Source organism: Pseudidiomarina halophila, from assembly GCF_003987215.1.
Lineage (GTDB): Bacteria > Pseudomonadota > Gammaproteobacteria > Enterobacterales > Alteromonadaceae > Pseudidiomarina > Pseudidiomarina halophila.
Genome location: NZ_PIPW01000003.1, coordinates 142691 through 164414, shown reverse-complemented (window position 1 = coordinate 164414; position 21724 = coordinate 142691). Strand labels below are relative to the sequence as shown.

The 21724-nt window shown below is 52.1% G+C and carries 25 protein-coding genes; 11 read left to right on the top strand and 14 right to left on the bottom strand.

Annotated elements, in window-relative coordinates; all coding sequences use genetic code 11:
• Nucleotides 1–97: 97 nt before the first annotated feature.
• Complete coding sequence (locus CWI69_RS09900) at nt 98–328, top strand: helix-turn-helix domain-containing protein (protein WP_126764048.1); 231 nt, start codon at nt 98–100, stop codon at nt 326–328.
• Here CWI69_RS09900 and CWI69_RS09895 read toward each other — a convergent pair.
• A complete protein-coding gene (locus CWI69_RS09895; protein ID WP_126764047.1) occupies nt 325–1128 on the bottom strand; it encodes a DODA-type extradiol aromatic ring-opening family dioxygenase in 804 nt (267 codons plus the stop codon). The two genes, CWI69_RS09900 and CWI69_RS09895, sit on opposite strands and share 4 nt — an antisense overlap.
• 10 nt (nt 1129–1138) lie before the next feature.
• Nucleotides 1139–1600, bottom strand: coding sequence for a DoxX family protein (locus CWI69_RS09890; protein WP_126764046.1), 462 nt, complete (start codon nt 1598–1600; stop codon nt 1139–1141).
• Nucleotides 1601–1712: 112 nt separating this feature from the next.
• On the opposite strand from CWI69_RS09890, the gene CWI69_RS09885 reads away from it, so the two are divergent.
• Nucleotides 1713–2585: a LysR family transcriptional regulator gene (locus tag CWI69_RS09885; protein ID WP_126764045.1), complete on the top strand. Its 873-nt coding sequence runs from the start codon at nt 1713–1715 to the stop codon at nt 2583–2585.
• A gap of 27 nt (nt 2586–2612) precedes the next feature.
• Here CWI69_RS09885 and CWI69_RS09880 read toward each other — a convergent pair whose 3' ends face one another.
• Nucleotides 2613–3032: a nuclear transport factor 2 family protein gene (locus tag CWI69_RS09880; RefSeq protein WP_126764044.1), complete on the bottom strand. Its 420-nt coding sequence runs from the start codon at nt 3030–3032 to the stop codon at nt 2613–2615.
• Nucleotides 3032–3250, bottom strand: a complete 219-nt coding sequence (locus CWI69_RS09875) for a DUF1653 domain-containing protein (protein ID WP_377094668.1) — start codon at nt 3248–3250, stop codon at nt 3032–3034. Before CWI69_RS09875 ends, CWI69_RS09880 begins: the two co-directional genes overlap by 1 nt.
• An 87-nt stretch (nt 3251–3337) precedes the next feature.
• Between CWI69_RS09875 and CWI69_RS12260 the strand changes: the two genes are divergently transcribed.
• Nucleotides 3338–3514 (top strand): hypothetical protein, encoded by a 177-nt coding sequence (locus CWI69_RS12260; RefSeq protein ID WP_157984267.1) that lies wholly within the window; start codon nt 3338–3340, stop codon nt 3512–3514.
• A 16-nt stretch (nt 3515–3530) separates the two neighbouring features.
• Here CWI69_RS12260 and CWI69_RS09870 read toward each other — a convergent pair whose 3' ends face one another.
• The gene (locus CWI69_RS09870; protein WP_126764043.1) at nt 3531–3986 is read right to left on the bottom strand and encodes a cupin domain-containing protein; all 456 of its coding nucleotides are present in this window, start codon (nt 3984–3986) and stop codon (nt 3531–3533) included.
• A gap of 115 nt (nt 3987–4101) precedes the next feature.
• Between CWI69_RS09870 and CWI69_RS09865 the strand changes: the two genes are divergently transcribed.
• Nucleotides 4102–5754 (top strand): class I SAM-dependent methyltransferase, encoded by a 1653-nt coding sequence (locus CWI69_RS09865; protein WP_126764042.1) that lies wholly within the window; start codon nt 4102–4104, stop codon nt 5752–5754.
• Nucleotides 5755–5810: 56 nt separating this feature from the next.
• Complete coding sequence (gene ppiC, locus CWI69_RS09860; RefSeq protein ID WP_126764041.1) at nt 5811–6089, top strand: peptidylprolyl isomerase PpiC; 279 nt, start codon at nt 5811–5813, stop codon at nt 6087–6089.
• 59 nt (nt 6090–6148) lie between these two features.
• Here ppiC and CWI69_RS09855 read toward each other — a convergent pair whose 3' ends face one another.
• The 4 genes from CWI69_RS09855 to CWI69_RS09840 all read right to left on the bottom strand — a co-directional run bounded on the left by CWI69_RS09855 (nt 6149) and on the right by CWI69_RS09840 (nt 11922).
• Complete coding sequence (locus CWI69_RS09855; protein WP_126764252.1) at nt 6149–6520, bottom strand: VOC family protein; 372 nt, start codon at nt 6518–6520, stop codon at nt 6149–6151.
• A gap of 91 nt (nt 6521–6611) precedes the next feature.
• Entirely contained in the window at nt 6612–7739 is a 1128-nt protein-coding gene (locus CWI69_RS09850; protein ID WP_241971089.1) for a PepSY-associated TM helix domain-containing protein, read from the bottom strand.
• 17 nt (nt 7740–7756) lie between these two features.
• Entirely contained in the window at nt 7757–9898 is a 2142-nt protein-coding gene (locus tag CWI69_RS09845; RefSeq protein WP_241971099.1) for a TonB-dependent siderophore receptor, read from the bottom strand.
• A 155-nt stretch (nt 9899–10053) separates the two neighbouring features.
• Complete coding sequence (locus CWI69_RS09840) at nt 10054–11922, bottom strand: DUF885 domain-containing protein (RefSeq protein ID WP_126764039.1); 1869 nt, start codon at nt 11920–11922, stop codon at nt 10054–10056.
• A 210-nt stretch (nt 11923–12132) separates the two neighbouring features.
• Between CWI69_RS09840 and CWI69_RS12340 the strand changes: the two genes are divergently transcribed.
• The 3 genes from CWI69_RS12340 to CWI69_RS09830 all read left to right on the top strand — a co-directional run bounded on the left by CWI69_RS12340 (nt 12133) and on the right by CWI69_RS09830 (nt 14063).
• A complete protein-coding gene (locus CWI69_RS12340) occupies nt 12133–12357 on the top strand; it encodes a hypothetical protein (RefSeq protein ID WP_241971088.1) in 225 nt (74 codons plus the stop codon).
• Nucleotides 12329–13162 carry a sodium:calcium antiporter gene (locus tag CWI69_RS09835; protein WP_241971087.1) on the top strand — a complete coding sequence of 278 codons (834 nt, stop codon included), beginning with the start codon at nt 12329–12331 and terminating at the stop codon, nt 13160–13162. The genes CWI69_RS12340 and CWI69_RS09835 overlap by 29 nt, the downstream gene beginning before the upstream one ends.
• Nucleotides 13163–13223: 61 nt before the next feature.
• Nucleotides 13224–14063, top strand: a complete 840-nt coding sequence (locus CWI69_RS09830; RefSeq protein WP_126764038.1) for a putative RNA methyltransferase — start codon at nt 13224–13226, stop codon at nt 14061–14063.
• 25 nt (nt 14064–14088) lie between these two features.
• Here the strand turns inward: CWI69_RS09830 and CWI69_RS09825 are convergent, their stop codons facing one another.
• The 4 genes from CWI69_RS09825 to CWI69_RS09810 form a co-directional block, all read right to left on the bottom strand.
• Nucleotides 14089–14847, bottom strand: coding sequence for a nuclease-related domain-containing protein (locus tag CWI69_RS09825; RefSeq protein ID WP_126764037.1), 759 nt, complete (start codon nt 14845–14847; stop codon nt 14089–14091).
• 133 nt (nt 14848–14980) lie between these two features.
• Nucleotides 14981–15559 (bottom strand): SOS response-associated peptidase, encoded by a 579-nt coding sequence (locus tag CWI69_RS09820; protein ID WP_126764036.1) that lies wholly within the window; start codon nt 15557–15559, stop codon nt 14981–14983.
• Nucleotides 15560–15587: 28 nt separating this feature from the next.
• Nucleotides 15588–15884, bottom strand: a complete 297-nt coding sequence (locus CWI69_RS09815; protein ID WP_126764035.1) for a hypothetical protein — start codon at nt 15882–15884, stop codon at nt 15588–15590.
• 120 nt (nt 15885–16004) lie between these two features.
• Complete coding sequence (locus CWI69_RS09810) at nt 16005–16868, bottom strand: YicC/YloC family endoribonuclease (RefSeq protein ID WP_126764034.1); 864 nt, start codon at nt 16866–16868, stop codon at nt 16005–16007.
• Nucleotides 16869–16998: 130 nt separating this feature from the next.
• Between CWI69_RS09810 and rph the strand changes: the two genes are divergently transcribed.
• Entirely contained in the window at nt 16999–17712 is a 714-nt protein-coding gene (rph, locus tag CWI69_RS09805; RefSeq protein ID WP_126764033.1) for a ribonuclease PH, read from the top strand.
• A 61-nt stretch (nt 17713–17773) separates the two neighbouring features.
• Nucleotides 17774–18418, top strand: a complete 645-nt coding sequence (pyrE, locus tag CWI69_RS09800; protein ID WP_126764032.1) for an orotate phosphoribosyltransferase — start codon at nt 17774–17776, stop codon at nt 18416–18418.
• Nucleotides 18419–18451: 33 nt separating this feature from the next.
• Here pyrE and CWI69_RS09795 read toward each other — a convergent pair whose 3' ends face one another.
• Entirely contained in the window at nt 18452–20149 is a 1698-nt protein-coding gene (locus CWI69_RS09795) for a type 1 glutamine amidotransferase family protein (RefSeq protein ID WP_126764031.1), read from the bottom strand.
• A gap of 152 nt (nt 20150–20301) precedes the next feature.
• On the opposite strand from CWI69_RS09795, the gene CWI69_RS09790 reads away from it, so the two are divergent.
• On the top strand, nt 20302–21714 hold the full coding sequence (locus CWI69_RS09790) for a type 2 periplasmic-binding domain-containing protein (RefSeq protein WP_126764030.1): 1413 nt from the start codon (nt 20302–20304) through the stop codon (nt 21712–21714).
• Nucleotides 21715–21724: the final 10 nt, after the last annotated feature.

Sequence of the window (21724 nt, the reverse complement as noted above, 5' to 3'; positions counted from 1 at the left end):
TTCTCTTTTCCCGCCTACCGCAGAAGGGGCAGCCCCTTCTTTGCGTTTTATATTGTTTTGTGTATATTTGAATATACGGTTATCGATATAAAAGCTTATGAGACTCAATCATTCGGAAGACATTGGTGGTGCGGTGCGGGCTGCGCGCAAGGCTTTGGGCTGGTCGCAGACGGAGTTAGCCGAGAAGGCGCAGACCACCCAGGCGGTCATCTCGAACTTCGAGAGTTCGGGCGATGGCCGAATCGATACCTTGCTGCGAATTACGCAGGCACTGGATCTCCAGCTATTGCTGCTACAAAAGAAAGAAAGCGCTCTTTGGGAAGATTAACCAGCAGACCAGAAAAACAACCCAGCGGTGCGACCGAGTGCCCGCGCCATGCTGTAAAAATCGGCGGGCCTTTGTGTAGCGCCGTAGCAGACCAAAAGCGGTAGCAAATGTTCTTCGCGCGGGTGGCAAAAGCGACCTTCAGGAGCTGATTCCCAGTCCCGCAAAAGATGCTCCCGATCTTGCTCGTCAATATCGGTACGCATTAGCGTATCTTTCAACCAATTTTCAAAAGCCAGATTACGCCTTTCGGTTTCAGCATTCTGGGTTGAAAAAAAGGCTCTCATGTTATGGAACGAGAAGCCCGACCCAAGAATCAACAAATTTTCATGCGTGATAGCCGCAAGTGCTTTGCCCAATTCTATATGCTGCTGCGGATCAAGGTTATGCTTCAGTGACACCTGTACAACCGGAATGTCGGCTTCGGGGTACATAAGCTTAAGTGGCACAAACACACCATGATCCAGGCGACGCTGGTCATCAGACGCTGCCGGAATGTTGTGTTCAGCCAGGGTTTCAAGTACGTGATGTGCGAACTCCGGGTGCCCTTGCGCAGGGTATTGGATCTTGTACGACTCCGGCGGAAAACCAAAATAATCATACAGCAATCCCGGATGTTTCGCCGTCGTCACCGTCGGCGTTGCAGCTTCCCAATGTGCACTAATAACGAGTATCGCCTGCGGTTTTTGCACCCGCGGTACAATTCCCTGAAGCTGCTCCACCAGCTCTTGATGCTGGGTGTCGCCAAGCAGGGGTAATGGTCCCCCGCCATGCGACACGAACAAAACTTGATGTTGTGCCATAATTTTGTCCTTAGCTGCGATCAGTACTGGCCAGCTTATTGGCAATCGCATTATCCAGTGCAAAACGGCCACCACCAAATGCGGTTAACGCAGCAGTTGCGGCTAATAAGCTTAGCGCAAATTCATAACCATCGTTGGCCATAAACAAACCATTACCGACGTGTACGCTAAAAATAGCGACCACCATGGTGAACGCTGATATCAGCGCAGCCGGACGAGTGAGCAAACCCAAAATCAGGGCCAAACCGCCGAAGAATTCAGCAGTACCAGCAAGTAACGCCATTAAGAAACCAGGCTCTAGACCAATACTGGCCATCCATTGACCTGTGCCCTCAAGGCCATAGCCACCAAACCAGGCAAATAATTTTTGTGCGCCGTGAGCGGAAAGAATGATGCCCACAGGTACGCGCAGTAAAAGTGCACCGATACCAGCGTTGGATTTAAATACTGAATGTAATTTTGACGTGTTCATAAAATGCCTCCTATAAGTTGATGGTGATACTTTACTACTCTTACTTAGGTAGATTAATGGCCTGTTTTTTGCTTTATTAACAACCAGGCGTGGATAATATAGGTTAAGACAAATGGATAGACTTCAGGCAATGAAGGTTTTCGTAACGGTCGTCAACGAAGGGTCATTTGTACAGGCAGCTGAAAAGCTTGGGCTTTCACCTCAGCTCGTCAGTAAGTCGCTCAGCCAGTTAGAGGAGCATTTGGGTGTGCGATTGCTGAATCGAACAACTCGGCGCCAGCACCTGACCGAAGCGGGGACGGCCTATTACCAACGGGCACAGCAGGTGCTTGCCGACATTGATGATTTAGAACTGCAACTTTCCGGACTACAGCATAGTGCGCGTGGCGTGTTACGTATCAGTGCGCCAGTGTCGTTTGCAATTCGTCATTTAGCTCCTTTGGTATGTGCCTTTCAGGAAGCTTATCCTCAAGTCGTGGTCGATCTGCAACTGAACGATCGCAAGGTCGACATTATAGAGGAGGGTTTTGATATTGCTCTGCGAATTGGTAAGCTGGATTCGTCGTCGCTTATTGCCAAGCGGCTTGCGCCGGTGCGCTTACTATATTGCGCCGCACCTGGTTATTTAGAACGCGCTGGCACACCCGCTGACATGAATGCACTGCGCGAACACCGGTATTTACACTACAGCTATATGAATGATGCCGTGGTACCCACCGCCCGAAAAGTATTACTTAGCAACAATGGTGACATCCTGGTCGAGGCGGCATGCGCCGGTGCAGGTATTGCGCTGCAACCCACCTTTATCGCCTGGGACGCCTTACGCGAGGGTCGCCTCCAGCCCATATTGCGAGCCTATGAACCCGAACCGATAGCCTTATACGCCGTGTTTGCTCACCGTCAATTTCTCGCCAGCAAAGTTCGCAGCTTCCTCGACTTTATCGACGGTTACTTCGGTACTCCCCCCTACTGGGACAACTTTTAGCCCCTTGGGAAGCTTTTTTTTGCCTGGTTACTCACTGGCAAAATAATACACCCGCGCAATGCGGTCTTCAGCAAACTCATACACAGCGATGCTCGACTGCGAGCGCAGTTCGTCGTCCACCTGCCATGAAGCCTGCTCAATTACCGACACCCGCGAGCCTAACACCTGCACCTCAAGTAACTTGCTGCGACAGGAAGCGCAAGAAGAGAAATAGCTATCCATGGCGGCAACCAGAGCATCACGTCCTGCGGTTTCTACGGCTACGGAATCGCCCTTCACCGATAACCACTGCACTTCGTCCGTAACCAGGCGTGCCATCGCGGCTGAGTCCTGCGCGTTGAAGGCGGCAACGAAGTCCCCGACCAGCGCGGCGCGGTCAACTTCAGCCGCCTGCACCGCTGCGAGCGAGGTGGAAAGCAGAAACGTCAAAGCCAGAAAATGTCGCATTATTCGTCCCTCAAATACTCAAACCGGGGCACTTCGTCGCCATCAACCTCCACCGACTCAAAAAACATATCCAGCGGACGCACCCACAACTTACGCTCACCGTACAGAGGGCGATAAAGCACTAGCAATTCTTCCGTTTCCGAATGCTGCACAGTGCCGATAACCTCGTACTCAGAGCCTTTATAGTGTCGATAGATTCCAGGTTTTACGTTGATCATTGAAGTCGTTCCATTGAAAGTATTTAGCCAGTATAGTGAAAGCATTCTCGCACAACACATGGACTTAACGCATGACTAAATGGATCTTTGCCGCCCTCATCGTTTTTACTACCTTTCTCGCTGGTTGCGCCAGCCAAACCACGCCGCCGTACTGATCGACTTGCCGAGACCTTATGCCGCGCAGACGGCAGCCGCGGCAACGACGGTCCGCGCAGCTATTCGACTGCGGATGAGTTTGTTGCGGATGTGTTAGGCGAGCGCTGAGTGGCGTCTATTTGTATCACTTCACATTGGTCACATCGGCAGTATCCACCAGATCCCAACCGCTTGGATACCGGTACAAACGCTTCGCCTGACGCGGATAATCACTGACATCAGCATTCAAACGATTGCCCACCACCAAACACTGCAGCGGCTCGGAACCCGTGGCCTGCATGGAGTGCGGCACATGGTCAATCGGGCAGCCAATAAAATCACCGGCGCCGATGTCGAACTGCTCCTCGCCGACCGTCACAACCCCAGTGCCCGACAGCACGTAAATCGCTTCTTCTTCAAAATGATGAAAATGGTGCTCGGTCGAATCACGCCCTGGCTCCACCGTAATCAAATGAATCCCCATCGACTTCATGCCCGTAGCGTCGCCCAACGACTTGTTCAAACGCTGCGCATTGGCATTGAGAAAATGCGTTTTGTTCTCACCCGGCATAGCATCGATTGCAGATTTTTTTAATAACATTGTTGGCTCCTCACCCAAAATGCCCTGACTGAAAGATGCCATTGTACAAAAAAGCAATTATAGTGGGGCTTATTCATACAACATTTGTTTGAAAAAGAAGAGAAAACGTCGAGGGATGGACGACAACATTACCTACTACAGCCTCAATGCGGAACAACTTACCGAGCAGTGCGACAGCCTTGAATTTGAACAGGTGCATCGCGACTGGCTTGAGCTTATTCCGAGCGAAGGCATGGCCCTTGATGTGGGCGCAGGCTCAGGCCGCGACGCGCGCTTTTTGGCCAGCAAAGGTTTAAGCGTCATCGCTGTGGAATCTGACGCCGGCATTCGCGAGCAAGCTCAACACTATGGCGCGGGACAACCAATCCATTGGATGGACGACAGCCTGCCCGAACTCACCCATGTACACAAACTGCAAACCAAATTCGATCTGGTTTTGCTTGGCGCTGCATGGATGGACGTACCATCGTCCGCGCGGCAACGCAGTTTCCGCAAACTTAGCTCGCTACTCAAGCCCAACGGCAAAATGGTCGTCTCGCTGCCTGGTAGCGATAGCCCGGATGAGCATGCAGATGAGCTCGCGCAATTCGCCCAGCAGCAGGGACTGACCTACAAACTGCTCGCCAACCGCGATGATGCCTCATCACGGCAAACCGTATTGCTCACCTTGCCAGATGACGGCACCGGCGCATTTCCGCTGATTCGTAATATCGTGATCAACGATAGTAAGGCATCAACCTACAAAGTTGCGTTGCTGCGTACCTTATTGCGCATCGCCGAAGGACACCCCGGTGCGGTACTGGAACAAACCGAAACTACTGTGACTCTGCCTATGGGCCTGGTCGCGCTTTATTGGTTGAAACTTTATAAGCCGTTAGTCGATCAATACGAAATACAACAAAGCAGCAGTAGCAAGGGTCTTGGTTTCGTTAAAGAAGATGGCTGGCTGACCTTAAAGTCTTTCACCGCTAACGATTTTTACATTGGCGCCTGTTATTTCGACCCTGTCACCAGCAACAACGTCTACCGTACCCTGAAAGATATCGCCGCGACCATTAAGAACATGCCCGCCAAATACATCACCTTGCCGGGTACCGAAACCGAAGTCTTTCAGGTCGAATTGCGACGCACGCGCAAGCCCAGCGAGCCTCTCGTGCTAGATTATGATTTCCTGAAGTCACTGGGTATCTTCTACGTCCCGCGCAGTATCTGGGACGCGTTATCGCGTTTCAGCGTCTGGATTGAACCGGCTCTCGTTAACGAGTGGAGCCATCTGATGGCGAGCTACTCACTTAATCTGCAACGCTCATTTTCGCAGGTCGACTACCTTAACGCGCTGAGATGGGAAAACCCCGAGCGCACCACCAACCGCGTACGCAAGCGTGTCGAAGCATTGCTGACCGAAGATCAGGTGCACTGTTGCTGGTCCGGCAGCGCCATCAGGCACCGTGCCTACGCCGTTGATCATGCTTTCCCGTTCGCCCGCTGGCCAAACAATGATTTGTGGAACCTGTTGCCGACCAAAACTGCCATCAATGCAGCAAAATCGGATAAACTACCCACCAATCACAAGCTCTTACAATCACGCGAGTTTATTGTGCATTGGTGGCAGCAAGGCTGGGAGGACTACAAAAATGAGTTCTTCACTCAGGCCAACTTCGCCTTACCTAATCTGTCGCCTCGCAATCAAAGTTACTCGGACGTGTTCGAAGCACTCGCCCTGCAACGCGATCGCATCAAACACTTGCAGCAGTTGGAAGATTGGTAGCCTTTGAGCATTACTTTTGTACACGACATGACAGACACAACACAGGAGAGGCATTCATGGCACGCGCCCACGCCCTGCACATTTTGGTAAAGACCGAAGCCGAAGCCACTGACTTAAAAAAGCAGCTCGCCGCTGGCAAAAAATTCGGCGACCTCGCACGTAAGCACTCACTCTGCCCCTCAGGCAAGAAAGGCGGCGATCTCGGCGAATTCCGCCGCGGGCAAATGGTACCCGCTTTCGATAAAGTTGTGTTCGGCAAACCCACTTTGGAAGTTCACGGCCCCGTGAAGACCAAGTTCGGGTGGCACTTGATTAAGGTGTTGTCGCGCGGGTGAGCTTGCGATGTGCCGAACATGAAAAAAGCGACATTCCCCAACGATTAGTTAAGCCCCCCTCACCGATGCTGGTCCAACAAAATCGCATTGCCATCAGGGTCGCGGATCATCAAACTGCCGCGGCTGTCAGGGCCATCTAAGTTCGCGTTAAAAACCTCAATATCAGCGGCTTTCAGTTGCCGTTCGAGTTCACGGATATCGGTGAACTCGGAGGCGTTCTGCCCCGACTGATCCCAGCCCGGGTTAAAGGTGAGAATAGTCTCGTCAATCATGCCCTGGAACAGGCCGATCACATGGTCGCCGTTCTTCACTATGGCCCAGCCCTGCGCTGTCAAATCAACGAGCGGCTCGAAGCCAAGCTTTTTATAAAACTCGACCGACGCGTTTATGTCTTTTACTGCCAGACTTACTGAAAATGCACCTAAGTTCATGGTTAAGCTCCACTCGCCAAAATGGCGGAAATAACAATTAGCTGACATTAAGATTAGCACGTGACTTACAAAGTGTGCCTGTTTTCTAACCTCAGCGTCGCCTTGCCCGCTTATTGCGGCGCTGCAACCAGATATAGGTGCCGGTGATGGCTAACAGTAAGGGTAGTACACCGACGAAACTATACAAAATCTTCACCGGCAGACCGCCCCAGGTGCCGAAGTGCAGGCGGCGGAAGGAATCCAGGGTTTTCATCCCCACGCCCTGCTCATTCAGGTTGTAAGTGCTGAGGTACTCACCGCTGAAGGCATCATAATTGGAAACGCTACCGTAATTGCTCAACAGCGGATTATCCGTTGGCGCACGGCCAAATACGGTAAATGGCAACGCTGGCTCAAATGGAAACAGCAAGAATGTTGGTTTGAAGCCATCAATGCGTTCGCGACTGTCGGCCACCAGCTCGTCGATATTGACCTGGTCGCTGTACAAGCGCTCGGTCATGATGTGATGCTCCTGACCGCCACCATGCTCGGTCCACTCTTCGTAGAAAATCAGTCCGTTGTAATAGACGCCGGTGATACCCAGCACCAGCAACACTGGCGAAGCAAAAGTGCCGGCCATTTTATGCAGATCGCTGAACACGACCAACATACGCTGGTTCCAGCGCAGGGTGAAAAAACGCGCCCAGAAACGGCGGTAAATAATCAGACCCGATATGCCCATAAACAGTAAAAACAGACCTAGCGTAAAACCTATGAGTAGACCTAAATGTTCAGTGGCGAAACTGAAATCAAGCCATTCCAGGTCATTTAATAACAGGGTGTAATGCAGCTCCACCAGCCAGTCGGTCAGATAATGACTGGGTTCAGTGGGCTGGCTTTGCAGCTCCCCGGTGTAAGGGTTCAAATGAACCTTATGCCAGATATCCGTGCCTTCTTTAATCATGAACACGCGATCAGCTTCGTCGTGACCGGCCGGGAAAATTTCCCAGCTACCAATTTCATAATTTGGCAGCTGTTCATTGACCCGATCTTTTAACGTATCAAGGGGCAAGCGTGGCGCTGTAGAAGGTGCAAGGGTCGCAACTTCCGGCAGTAGTACGCTGTCGATTTCTTTTTTGAAAACCAGAATACTTCCGGTCAGGCAAATAAGCAGAAAGGGGATCATAAAAATGATCCCCATCCAGCCATGCCACTTGTGCAGTGATTTACGCATGCTCATAGCGGTATGATTTGTCCTTAAAATGCGTAGGTCAAGTTCGCCGAGAAGTTACGCTCAGCACCGTAATACCCTTGTGCCCACAACAAGCTGTTCAGGTACTTTTCATCGGTAGCATTGTTAACGTTCACACTTACTAACACCGCGTCATTCACCTGATAGCTGGCCATCAGGTTCAAGCGGCCATAGGCGTCCTGAGTGGTAACAATGGTTTCACCGGCGTTGGCATAAGACGGCCCCACGGTACCTTGTACGCGAGAGATTTTGTCCTGCCAGATGTAAGTCGCACCCAGTTTCAACTTGTCCATCGCCGCCGGGCGGTAGGTCAGTGAACTGCGGAATAAGTTTTCCGGGGTGTAATCTTCAACCAGTTGGTCGCCGTCAATTTGAAACGAGGTAACAGCTACGTTGCCTTGTAAACCAGGGAGGATTTCACCAGCAAGCTCCACCTCGAAACCTTTACTTTCGATACCATCAACTGCACGGTAAACCGGCTCTGGCACACCTGTTTCAGGGTTCACAGACTCGCCTGCGCCGACACCTAAGTTCTCCTGCTGTACATTGAAGTACGCTGCAGACAACAATGCGCCACCATCGAATAAATCAGCTTTAAAACCGACTTCGCTGCTTTTGCCGGTTAATGCTGGCAAGCGTTCGAAGTTTTCGTCGCGTAAATTCTGGGCCATGAAGGTTTCGGTGTAAGAACCATAGGCCGTTACCGCATCAGTCAGGGCGTAGGTTAAACCAAAGTAAGGTACGAATTTACTTTCGTCGCGCGAGTTATCCACGCCGTAGCCAAAGCCTTGGGTTTCAAAATTATTGTAACGACCGCCGGCAAGGACTTTGAGATCATCGGTCAGCGAGAAGCGTGCCTGAGCGTAAACTGCCCGTTGGGTATTGTCGATAGTACTACCGGTCAAACCATCAGTGAATTCCGGGAACGGTGTATTACCGTTCCAGTCTTCTAACGCTGGTAGCGCCGGGAAACCATTGCCGGTGTGGAAGTCATACAAGCTTGTGTCGATGTAGTCCAGACGTGCGTAGCTGGCACCTACAACCACCTGGTGCTCCTGACCAAAGGCGCTGAAGTTGCCGTTGACGTAGGCATCAATCGTATCTTGTTTATCATCCAGGTCGTACTCACTGGCGTAGCCGATCAGACCCAGACCCGTTTCCGGATCTAGACCAGCAGCTGGGTCAGCCAGATAGGTGTAGAACAAATGGCTGTCTTCATCGGTACGCACGCGGTTGTAAGCAACGCGCAGGCTCCAGTGGTCGTTCAGGGCAGTTTCAAGATCGATGAAACTGCGGCTTTCTTTAACGTTCCACTCAGACCAGTCCGCAGCAATGTTGGTGCTACGGTCGAAATTAGTTGGTGTGCCATCGCCATAATAAAGGGTCAATGCGCCCCACAGGTTACCGTCGGTTTCGCTGTTGGTCTCACTATGACCGAAGGTGATCAGGGTGTTGTTGGTTGGTGCATAGTCAGCCACCGCATAAAATACCTGGCTCTTGTTGGCGTAGCGGTCAAGGTAAGATTCGCGATCATCGGCAACAACCACGGCGCGCACGCGGAACGCATCGTTTACTACGACTGAGTAGTCACCTTCTAAACGGAAGCTGCTCCATGAACCTGCAGTTGCGCTTACGTAACCCTGAGTTTCGCTCTTCGGACGCTTGCGTACCAGGTTGACCGTCGCTGAAGGACTACCGATACCAGTCATCACACCATTGGCGCCATGGACAATTTCAATCCGCTCATATAAAGCTGCATCGACGCGACCGTGGGTGTTGTCGTTGATCAGGGGCAGCCCCAGGCCGTCGATTTGGAAGTTATTGACGGCAAAACCGCGAGAGGTGAAGTAAGTGCGGTCGCTTTCTACTTGCTCAACGTTAATGGTGGCTGAATTTTCCAGTGCACTGTTAAGATCGTTAAGCGCAAAATCTTTCATTTTCTCCGCAGTGATGACGGTCACAGATTGCGGGGTTTCTTTGATGCTAAGTTCCAGTCTTGAAGCAGACTGTTGTTCCTTCGATAAATAGCCACTTTGCTGTTCGCCACGAATTTCCAGACGCTCCATAGCTTCGATGGTTTGCATTTCCACTGCGAACGCTTGGGGGGTGAGGGCGAGACTAACGGCTACAGCAACACGAGACAGCATTTTCACAACAAGATCCTCATCGGCATTGTTCTAAATAAATAATGCGGGGGATCTTAATGCAAATGCGAATGGTTCGCAATACCATAAAGAGCAAAAAAAAGCCGCACAGGTTGTGAAACGCTGTGCGGCTTCTGTTTTCGGTTCAGATCAGGCGATTAGCTTTTCTTTTCAGCAATGTAATCGTTAACGAACTGCTCAAGAATATTCAGCGGTACCGGACCATTGCGGAGTACGACATCGTGGAATTCACGAATATCGAACTTGTCGCCCAGCTCAGCTTTCGCTTTCTCACGCAGCTCAAGGATCTTGTTCATACCAATTTTATAGGCAGTCGCCTGGCCTGGCATAACGATATGACGCTCAACCATTTTCACTGCATCGGATTTCGCGTTTGGCGTGTTCGTCACGTAGAAATCGATACCTTCTTCACGGGTCCATTTCTTGTCATGGATACCGGTATCGACGACCAGACGTACTGCGCGCCATAGTTCCATAGCTAAGCGGCCGAAGTCTGAGTAAGGGTCTTCATAAAAACCGTACTCTTTTGGCAGAAACTCGGTGTACAGACCCCAACCTTCAGAGTAAGCGGTATAACGGCCGAATTTACGGAATGATGGAATACCTTCCAGCTCTTGCTGAATGGCGATCTGCATGTGGTGACCTGGAATACCTTCATGGTAAGCCAGCGCTTCCATCTGATAGGTCGGCATGGCCGCCATGTCATACAGGTTCGCGTAGTAAATACCTGGGCGGGTACCATCCATTGACGGTTGCTGATAGAAAGCTTTACCGGCAGATTTTTCACGGAAAGGTTCCACCGCTTTGACGATCATGTCGGCTTCAGGCTTGGTCAGGAACAGCTCGTCAAGACGACCGCGCATGCTGTCGATGAAAGCAGTGGCCTCATCCATATAGCGCTTGCGACCTTCTGGCGTCGACGGGTAGATAAAGTCTTCGTTGTTACGCATGTGCACGAAGAATTCCTGCAAGGTGCCTTCGAAGCCTACTTTTTCCATGATCACGCGCATTTCGTCGTGGATCCGCTCGACTTCGCTCAGGCCAATCTCGTGGATTTCATCGGCTGTTAAGTCAGTCGTCGTTGTGCGCTTCAGTGCGTTATTGTAGAAAGCTTCACCATTAGGCAATTTCCAGGCACCATCTTTGGTGGTCGCTTGCTCTTCAAGATCTTCGACCACAGCAATCAGGTTTTCAAATGCTGGCTTGACCGATTGCAACATCGCCTGCTCAGCCGCGCTCATCAGTTCATTGTACTGGCTCTCATCAATATCAAGCTCAGCCACTTTTTTGGTGAAATCTGCCCACAATGCGCTGGCTTCGCCATCATCAAAAGGCGCACCGGTAATGATGTTCTTACTGTCGCTAATCACATAAGGGTAGACAAACTTCGGTGCAATTATGCCTTTTTCAGCGCGCAGGCGCAGGTTCTCTGCTAACTGGTCAAACAAACCTGGTAAACCATTCAGACGGGCGATGTAGTCTTCTGCATCGTCTACTTCGTCGATACCGTGCTGGTTGATAAGCAACGAAGCAACGCTTGAGTGCATGCCGAACATCTGGTTCACAGGGTAGTTGTGATGACGCCATTTGAAGTCTTCGATGTCGTGTTCAAGCTGCTGTTTCATCAACATCCAGCTGATGCGGGTCTGTTCATTGAGCTTAGATTCGTCAATGGCCATGACCTTGGCGAGGTTTTCTTTTTGCAGGGCTAAATCTTCCTGAGCGCGCTCTTCAGAGATATCGTCCCACTTGTCCTGATCTTCTTCGATGCCAAGGTACGACTGAAACATCGGGCTGCGCATAACACTTTGCATGAAAATGTCTTCAAACAGCTCATTGGCTTTTTCCGACTCTGTTTGCTGTGTGTCTTGCTGAGTGCTTGCTTCAGCAGCTGCAGTTTGCGTGGTTTCTGCGGCAGTAGTGGCGTCTTCTTTTGGGGCTTCTGAGCATGCGCTCGTCATTAACACTAGCGAGACTGCTAGCGCGATGCGTTTATATTCAAACATAGTTCTCTTTCCTGTCGTTATCTAGAGTTATCTAGAGTTATCTAGAGTTATCTAGCCTTGATAACCCTTGTGGCGCGGGATGTCAACGCGCTGGCGACCGAAAGGGCAATCGGAGGGGCAAGTGACCGCAACGACTCCATGCTGACTTTGATCCGTTGATTCAGCTGGCTATAATCCAGTCATCAGTCGCTGTGAAGGAGAAAAGGGTCGTTGTTGAACCCTGAGAACTGGACGTTACTGCAAGGTTTAATCCTATTTGCCATTCTCGCTCTGGTGATTGCGGTTGCCGGCACCCGGCTTACCCGTATTGTTGACCAGCTTGCTGATCGCACGGGCATCGGGGAAAGCAGCCGCGGGCGCCGTATTGCTTGGCGCAACTACATCAATTGGCGGTTCGGTACTGTCGGTGACCGCGGCGTGGAATGGTCACGCTGAGCTAGCCGTGAGTAATGCCCTCGGCGGCATTGCAGTACAGACCTTTTTTCTGGCAATAGCTGATCTGACCTATCGTCGCGCCAACCTTGAACATGCTGCTGCATCCGAACCAAACATGATGCAGAATGGGCTGCTCATCGCTCTGCTCTCAATTATTTTAATGGCACCGCTGTTACCGGATGTCACCCTATGGGGAGTCCATCCTGTGACTCCGCTGATGTTTATTGCCTATGCGATGGGAATTCATCTGGTGCAGCGCGCCCACCACGCACCCATGTGGACTCCGACCCACACCAGCGAAACTCGCGAAGATCAACCCGACGATGTTAACCTCATGCCTTCGTTGGGTCGCCTCTGGGTCGAGTTTCTCGTGCTCTTCGTTATTCTGGGTTTGGCCGGCTATATGCTGGAACCGAGTGCGACGGTTATTGCTGCCCGAACCGGCGCGACACATACTCTGGTGGGCGTGCTATTAACCGCCGTCAGCACCTCTATTCCTGAACTGGTCACCTCGGTAGCCGCAGTGCGTCGCGGCGCTCTGACCCTGGCCGTTGGCGGCATTATCGGTGGCAACGCCTATGACACCCTGTTTACCGCAGCCTCCGACGTCGCCTACCGCGATGGCTCGATCTACCACGCCATGAGCGACGACACCGTTTTCTGGGTCAGTCTGACCCTGCTCATGTCGGCGGTATTGATGATGGGACTTATCCGTCGGCAGCGCAAAGGCCCGGCAGGTATTGGCCTGGAGAGTGTGTTGCTTATCGTGCTTTATGTGGCTGGCGTGGCGTTGTTGCTGGTGTAGGTTTGGCGCTGGATAAACACCTGACCTTTCAGGCAAACTGCCATACAATAGCTGCATGACGATGAATTCATTAATACGCCCCTTCATACACCTGTGCTGCCCACTCGATGGGGAGCCGCTGAACCTCGCGGATAAAACCTGGCGCTGCACCAACGGACACAGCTTTGATGTTGCGAAGCAGGGTTACGTGAACCTGCTGCCGGTGCAGAACAAACGTTCGAAAGATCCGGGTGACAGCAAAGCTATGGTGCAGGCCCGGGCGGATTTTCTTACTGGCGGGTTTTATCAGCCATTGGCCGATGAACTTGCGGCGACGGTGTTGCGGGGTAATCCGGGCGCCGTGTTGGATGCCGGTTGTGGCGAGGGCTACTACTTACGGCATCTGTTGGATGCGGCTGAGCGCTCGGATTGTGAGCTTGAGGTTGCCGCGCTTGATATCTCCAAATGGGCCGTGCTTGCGGCGGCGAAACAAGATAAGCGCGCCACCTGGATGGTGGCCTCCAATAGCCAGATTCCTATCGCTGCTAAGAGCATTGATGCGCTTCTATGCGTGTTTGGCTTTCCGGTTAGCGGCGAGTTTCAGCGCGTACTCAAACCTGGCGGCCGATTGCTGATGGTGGATCCCGCGCCGGATCATCTAAGCGAACTCAAACAGGTTATTTATTCCGAGGTGAAAGCCAAACCACATCAATTACCGATCTCTCTTGATGACTGGCAGCTCAAGTCTGAGCAGCGTGTCACCTTTTCGGTAACCCTGCCCACCCAGGCTGCGATTCATAACCTGTTGACCATGACGCCACACCTTTATCGCGCCAGCAATGAAGGTCGTGCCCGCGCTGAGGCACTGACTGAACTGACCGTGACGGTCGATGTGTGGGTGCGTGAGTTTACTGCGCGGTGAAAATCACTTGCATAATGTAGCCAACTCATAGAGTGCGTATAAATCGGCTCAGATGATAAGCGAAAAGGTGGACGTCTTCTGGCTCGATTTGCTTGGGTTGGTTTTCGATAAACGTCGGCAATGCTTTGGGATTTAATACCCACACCTTGGTTCGTCGGGTATCGGGGCTATGGATGTACCAGCCCGGATAGACCACCACACCGCGAACCGGCAGTTTACGACCGGTTGACTCACTGAGCAGCTCACCCAGCCAATAACTGGCCGCGTTTACTTGTGTCACCGGGTCGCCTTTGATCGGTTTGCCACGATGCTTGATTTGAACACCGTCGAATTCCAATTCTGCTTTGCCCTTATCTGGTTTTGACATCGTTTTGGTCTCAATGACGTAGATACCTGAACGGTGAATCACCACGTGATCAAGGTTGAAGTTCTCTCCCTCGATGTCGTGAAATACCTGAGCACCTTGTACGCGAAGCCGTTCCAGAAATTGCCCCACCGCTTTCTCGCCCTCAATACCCAACTTAATGGGCTTGGTTTTGCGTACCCCACGCACCATTTTCCAGGCTGCTACCAGTATGACGACACCGGCAAGTAGGGATACGAGTATTGGATTGGGCGGACTGTCAAAATACCAACGACTCCATTCAGTTACGGCCAGCGCGAGGGCGACCATGGCTATCAATAAGTAGAAAAGAATATCGTCTAAAACGATATTCATAAGCTGTTTTTCAAGCGATTCGCCGGGATTGCGTAAAGGCTTCGCTTTTAGTGGAGATTTCTTCATTGGTGGCTTCTTAAGCTTCCGAGGAGCCTTAACATTACATGTAAATCTGAATGAATAAAATAGTAATTAAATTGTTTATTTTTTTGAAGTTACATTTTGGCGTTGCACAGGCTTACAGGCAGAACCTCGAACTTCACGACGCCTTATGGATACTCAGCGGAATATCTTCAGGCGCCTGCAAAAGCGGGTCGAGCGCCTCAGCATTGCTGGTCAGCCAATAATTTACCTCATTCGGGCGCACCAGCAACGGCATACGATGGTGATACTCAAGGCACTGCGGCGTTGGCGCGGTGGTTAAGGTCACCAGTCGGTTCTCGCCATCGGTCATTGGGAAATAAAGACCGGCCATGTAAAACGGCTGCTCATCCGGGTGAGTAAAAAGGTACTTGGTTTTTTTCGACTGTCCCGCTTCGGCTTTCCACTCGTACCAGCCACTGCAGGGAACGACGCAGCGATGTAGCTTAAAGGCCGCTTTGAAAGTGGGCTTGGTGGCAACGGTTTCCGCCTGCGCATTAATTAAGGGCCGCTTCGCCCACTGGGGCTGAATCCCCCAAGTTGAGCTGAGCTGCTGCAGCTCTTGGTCATATCTCACGATCTCCACCTGCTGCGTCGGCCGCAGATCACGATTGGTTTGCGTTGTGAAGTTGAGCCCCAGCTGCTCGCTGACAAACTTCATGAGCTGATGATCACGGATATCTAATCTGCCGCACATAGCTGCTCCTTGTAGGCCGGCGTCAAAATTAATTTATGCGGTGTTCGCGGCGGGCCTCGATTTGTGCCGCGGGTAACTCGCCGTCGACAATAGGCTCAAGCGCAAACTGCACTTTAGGAATCAGCGCTTTGAATTCGGCAAGCATGGTTTTTTCGTTCACCGTTTCATTAAAAACCAACGTCACCCGCAAACTTTCAGGGAACCTCGTATAGTCGACGGTGTGAGTGAGCCATTCAAAACCGCTGCAGGTGGGTTTCGCCGCTTCGCAAACAGCGGTCAGCTCGCGGACGATATCACGCTCTAGCTTTTTGTCAGTTTTGCGCATCGGTGTGGCTCCTTGGGTTAGTAATCCCGATTTTTCCGCAGATTACAATTTGGGAACTTAGGAGTAAGCGGCGGGTTGGACCCGTAGTAGAACTACGGGCTACCTGTGGCACCCGGGATGTTACTCAATATTCTGGATCTGCTCGCGCATCTGCTCAATCAGCACTTTGAGTTCGACGGCGGCGGAGGTGATGTCGGTGTTGATGGACTTGGAGCCGAGGGTGTTCGCTTCGCGGTTGAATTCTTGCATCATGAAGTCGAGGCGACGGCCACAGGCTCCACCTTTGCGCAGTATTTTGCGGGTTTCGACGACGTGGGTATCGAGGCGGTCCAGCTCTTCTGCGACGTCGGTTTTTTGCGCCAGCATCACCATTTCGCTTTCCAGCCGCTGCGGGTCGAGTTCGACCTTGGCTTCTTCCAGCCGCGTGAGTAAGCGCTCACGTTGCCATTCCAGGACTTCTGGCATGCGCTTGCGCACGAACGCAGCTTGCTCGGCTACGCCTTCTAAACGCTCTTCAATCAGCCGCTCCAGCGCCTTACCTTCGCTTGCACGGTTGTCGATAAATTCAGCAACGGCGGTATCAAACGCAGCCATTACGTCGGCCTGAATCGCATCCATATCGTCTTCGCTCTGGGCGACCACGCCTGGCCACCGCAACACGTCGAGCGGGTTCAGATACGACGACGAGCTTTGGTTGGAGATCCAGTTGGCACTGGAGATCACGCTTTTCGCTAACTCTTCGTTCAACTGCAAGCCGCCTTCAACTTTTTGTTCGATGTTGAGACGCAGGTTGCACTCCACTTTGCCGCGCTGCAGTTGCTTGCGCAGTTTCTCGCGCAGCATGTTTTCCATCGAACGAAACTGCTCCGGCAAACGGAAATAGGTTTCTAAAAAACGTTGATTCACTGAACGCAGTTCCCACGTCGCTGTACCCCATTCGGCTTTCAGTTCGTGGCGCGCGTATCCGGTCATGCTTTGAATCATAGTAGATATCTCTTAGCTAAAGTTGCAGACAGTTTAACATTGTTTTCTGACACGCGGAATTTCACCGTCAACTCTGCTATAATCGCCGCCCAAATTACTTACAGCTTATTTCCAGTAAAGGAGCCAGCCCATGCGTCCAAGTGGTCGTACTGCCCAGCAAATTCGTCCGGTGACCATTACCCGCAACTACACCCGTCACGCTGAAGGTTCAGTGTTGATTGAGTTCGGCGACACCAAAGTGTTGTGCACCGCAAGTGTGGTGAAAGGTGTGCCACGGTTCCTTAAAGGTAAAGGCCAGGGTTGGGTAACGGCGGAATACGGCATGTTGCCGCGCTCGACCCATACCCGCATGGATCGCGAAGCGTCGCGTGGCAAGCAGGGCGGTCGTACCGTTGAAATTCAGCGCCTGATTGGCCGTTCGCTGCGCTCCTGTGTGGATCTGACCGTGCTTGGCGAGAACAGCATCACCATCGACTGCGACGTGCTGCAGGCCGACGGCGGTACGCGCACCGCATCCATCACGGGTGCTTGTGTGGCGCTGGTTGATGCACTGAACTGGATGCGTAATCAGGGCATGGTCAAAACCAATCCGCTCAAAGGCTTGGTCGCTGCAGTTTCTGTCGGCATGTACAACGGCCATCCGGTTGCCGATCTGGACTATCCGGAAGACTCAAAAGCCGATACCGACATGAACGTGGTCATGACCGAAGCGGGTAAGCTGATCGAACTGCAGGGCACCGCCGAAGCCGAGCCTTTCTCGTTCGATGAAATGAATGAAATGCTTGAGCTCGCGCGTCACGCCATCCGCGAACTCATGGACCTGCAAAAACAAGCACTAGCTTAAAGGGCTGTTGTTTTCACGAACAACGAGTAACGAACAACGAATAACGCATGCGGTTTTTAATATGAAACAATATCAAAAAGACTTCATCTCATTCGCCATCACCCGTGGCGTCTTAAAATTCGGTGAATTTACCCTGAAATCCGGGCGTACCAGCCCGTATTTCTTTAATGCCGGCTTGTTCAATAAAGGCGCTGATCTGGCGCGGCTAGGACGTTTCTACGCAGCCGCACTGCAAGACAGCGAGGTCGACTACGATGTGCTGTTTGGCCCCGCGTACAAAGGTATTCCGATTGCTACAGCGGCCGCCATTGCGCTGTACGACACTTATCAGAAAGACGTTCCCTACTGCTTCAACCGCAAAGAAAAGAAAGCGCACGGCGAAGGTGGCAACCTGGTGGGTTCAGAGCTTAAGGGTAAGATCATGCTGGTGGATGATGTCATCACCGCCGGCACTGCCATTCGTGAATCCATGGACATCGTCAAAGCCAATAACGCCGAGCTGGCCGGGGTCTTGATAGCCCTTGACCGGCAGGAAAAAGGTCAGGGCGAGCTCAGTGCTATTCAGGAAGTTGAGCGGGACTTTAATACCAAAGTTATCAGCATCGTTAAACTCAACGATGTCATTCGCTATTTAGAAAAAAGCCCCGAGCTGGCCGAGCACCTCGAGGCTGTTACTGCTTATCGTACTAAGTATGGCGTCGCCTGACGCCATACTTTTCCTAAGACGCGTCAGCGCGGATTAAAACGCTTCCGACGGTACGTATTGTAAGCCGATACGTGCATCCACTACCTGACACTCCGCACCCGCTTTGGCGGTGGTAACACCTTCGCCGCCAATCAGCGTCAGGGTAAACTGCTCCTGCTTCACTTCAACGCTGTTGCGGTCGTTACATAACAAGCGCAGCGCGTCATACATACCACGTCCATCGAGGAAGTTGGTGGTGGGGTTCTCCTGCACGACCTGAGAACTGTCCGCCAGGCTCACGTTGGTGATCTCATCACCAGCGAAGGTGCCAGTTGATCCTGCCATCAGGTAATGGAAGCTGGCTGCTACGGCGCGCTCATTCTGCTGCGCACCGAGGGCGAAGAATACGCCCCGTTCGCCAACCACTTTAAAGTCGCCCGATTTCAAATTCACCATCAATGCGGTCGCCGCATCAATACCTACGGCCATAGGCACACGATTGGTCGCTGCAACGCGCAACAGACGGCCGTGACGCCCTTCTTCGCCGACCTCGGCATCAAGGGTTGCCCAGCGGAATAAGCCGGCGCCACCAAGGGGATGATAGGTTGCACTGTGCTCATTCAGGCCACGCGGACACATGTCGTCTTTATGACAGCCTAAACCTGGACTGCGCGACGAATGCACCCCGTCTTTTAACGCTTCGCGGCTGGTACCGCCGGTTAACATTGCTTTGCTGGTCAGCACGTTGACCGCTGTACCGGCCGCCGCGACCACCAATTGTTCTTCTGCAACGCGCTCAGCGATGGCAACAGCAAATACGTTAGGTTCATTCAACTGGGTGACAAACAGGGGCCGCAAAAGATCCGGCGAGCCATCAGCGATAAAAATCGCATCAGCGGTACGCAGTGGCGCCAGTGCATCACCGGCTTCACAGAACGCCAGCTGGCGGGCATGCAGATCAGCGTGCACTTTACCGCGCCGGTAAGCGCCCATTTCGCTCGCCCGGAATTTGTCCAATTCGGCACAGGCATCTTCTTCACGGGCAGCCAAAACCGCGGCATCCAGTGGTAACCACGAGGCATCAGCGCCAGCCGCGGCGAAACTTTGCAGGTAGTAGTTCACCTTATCCAGACTGTCGCGCTGACCCGCTGTCAGTATCAATACATGGGGCGTATCGTCGTCGGCGACTTTTGCAGCTTGCGTCACTACATGACGCAATAGCTCAGGCTGTACATCATCTTTGGTCTCTGCCAGATTGACGCCATAACTGACATCATCAGGTACCCGCATTTCCAGGTAATCGATGATCATGTTCCATTCGCGTTCCGATAATTGGTCGTACATGTAACGCGTTGCGCGACGGGTAAACTCTTCCAGAAATACGCGTTCCGAAATAACGTCCTGGTTCATACGGTTGTGCAACAGATCTAAAGCTTCGCGCAAGTCGTCACGAACGTCGCGACGCATCGGATTCCAGTTTTTATCATCCAGCAGCGGCTCAACGTAATTGCTAGTGAGGTTTACGTAGCGATCTGAGCGCATTGCGTCGCGGTCGATCCAGTCGGTATCGCCGCAACGTTGCCATGCCATGCTGGAACAGACTTCAAGGGGCTGCCCTATGGCAATAAACGGGAAAAAATCAGACTTTTCTGATTGCTCATCGGCCATTGCCGCCGATGCAGTGACCGAACCTAAACTCGCACTCACCCCTGCAATTGCTGCCAGGCATGTGATCAAAATGGACTTCCGCATGTACTTACTCCTAACTGACTTGCGTTTATTGTAACAGCTTTTCTTAAGCAACTGAGGTGCTATACTTTCGCGTAATTCAGTAGACCCTCACAGAGGCCTTAAAGTTGCATTATTTTCGTTCTGCCACCGCCGTCATTCTGATCATAAGCTGTATGTTTCTCAGTACCGCTGGCTGGGCGCAAGATGACGAAGAACAGCTACCGGAGGAATTGGTGTTCCGCAAAGTGGAGCCCTCGCCTATAGCTAACTTCGTGGTACAGCTGTTTACCGAGGCTTACGCCAGACTAGGCATTGAACTGCGCTTTGAAGACATGCCGCGCAACCGCAGTCTGACCGAAGCCAACAAAGGCCGCATCGCTGGCGAACTCGGCCGGGTGCCACGGCTGCACGACGAATACACCAATTTGCTCCGCGTTGATTTCCCGCTGTTTGATTCCGAAGTGGTGATGGTTGCCGACCGCCGCGAGTGCGGGCTGTGCGGGTTTTCCACCATCGACAGCTTTGCCTATATCGGCGGTACCCAGTCCGTCGAAGAGGTGCTCGAAGACCTTGCCATTGATATGCCCAGTATTCAAGCGGTCAACTTTACTCAGCTCGAACTGCTTTATACCAACGATCGTGTCGATGCTATTTTATTAAATGACTTTGAAGCCGAGCAGTTAGAAGCAGTCGACGAATACACTATTTTCGTGCCCTACAAACGCAATACCGGCTATCACTTCCTGCATAAGAAGTACGCCTTTTTAATTCCCAAAATTGAGGCGATTCTTGAAGACATGCTCAGCAGTGGTCGTGTGCTCGAAATCATCGCCTTAAACAATGCCCATCTTCGCACCACGCTGGGTTTTGAGAACTCACCTGATTTCGGTAGTGTTCGGTTCTCTGCCGGTTTATGGCCGGAGTACACCAACGCCGATGGCTCCGGTGCCTACTGGAATGTTATGGGGCGGATTTTTGCGCCGGTCGCCACCCATCTCGATTTTCACGCCAACACTTTTAGCCGTGCCTATCGCGGACTCGATGACAGTCGCTTTGACGCCCTGGTCGGTGCGCTGACGGATCAAACCCCGGACAACACGATTGTCTCGCGTAACCACATTGATTTTGATAGTCCGTTGTATGTGTTCGCTGCTTCGGAACAAGACATGCAACAGGTGCAGGCGGGAACCATGGAACGGCCGATTTGTCATGTTGCCGGTTATGAATATGAGCAATTGCTGAGCGCTGAGCTGAACTATTATTCCGCCGATAGCCATCTTGATTGTTTCGCCATGCTCGACATGGGTCGCGTGGGCGCTGTGGTCGGCTATCCGGAAAATGTGCCGGACTGGACCAACTCCCCTTACAGCATGATCAAATTACGGGACGCTCTGCCGATTCATGTGGCGTTTCAGAACACACCACACGGCTACCGCTTGCGCGACTGGTTCGATGCCAAGTTCCGCGAGATGGTCAAAACCGGTACCATAAAAGACATCTACACTGACGAAATGATCAAGCGGGCTTATCTGCATTTGAGTATTCCGGATGAGAGCAAAGCCAAGGTGCAAGGCACCGCCTGGTAACCTGCCAAAT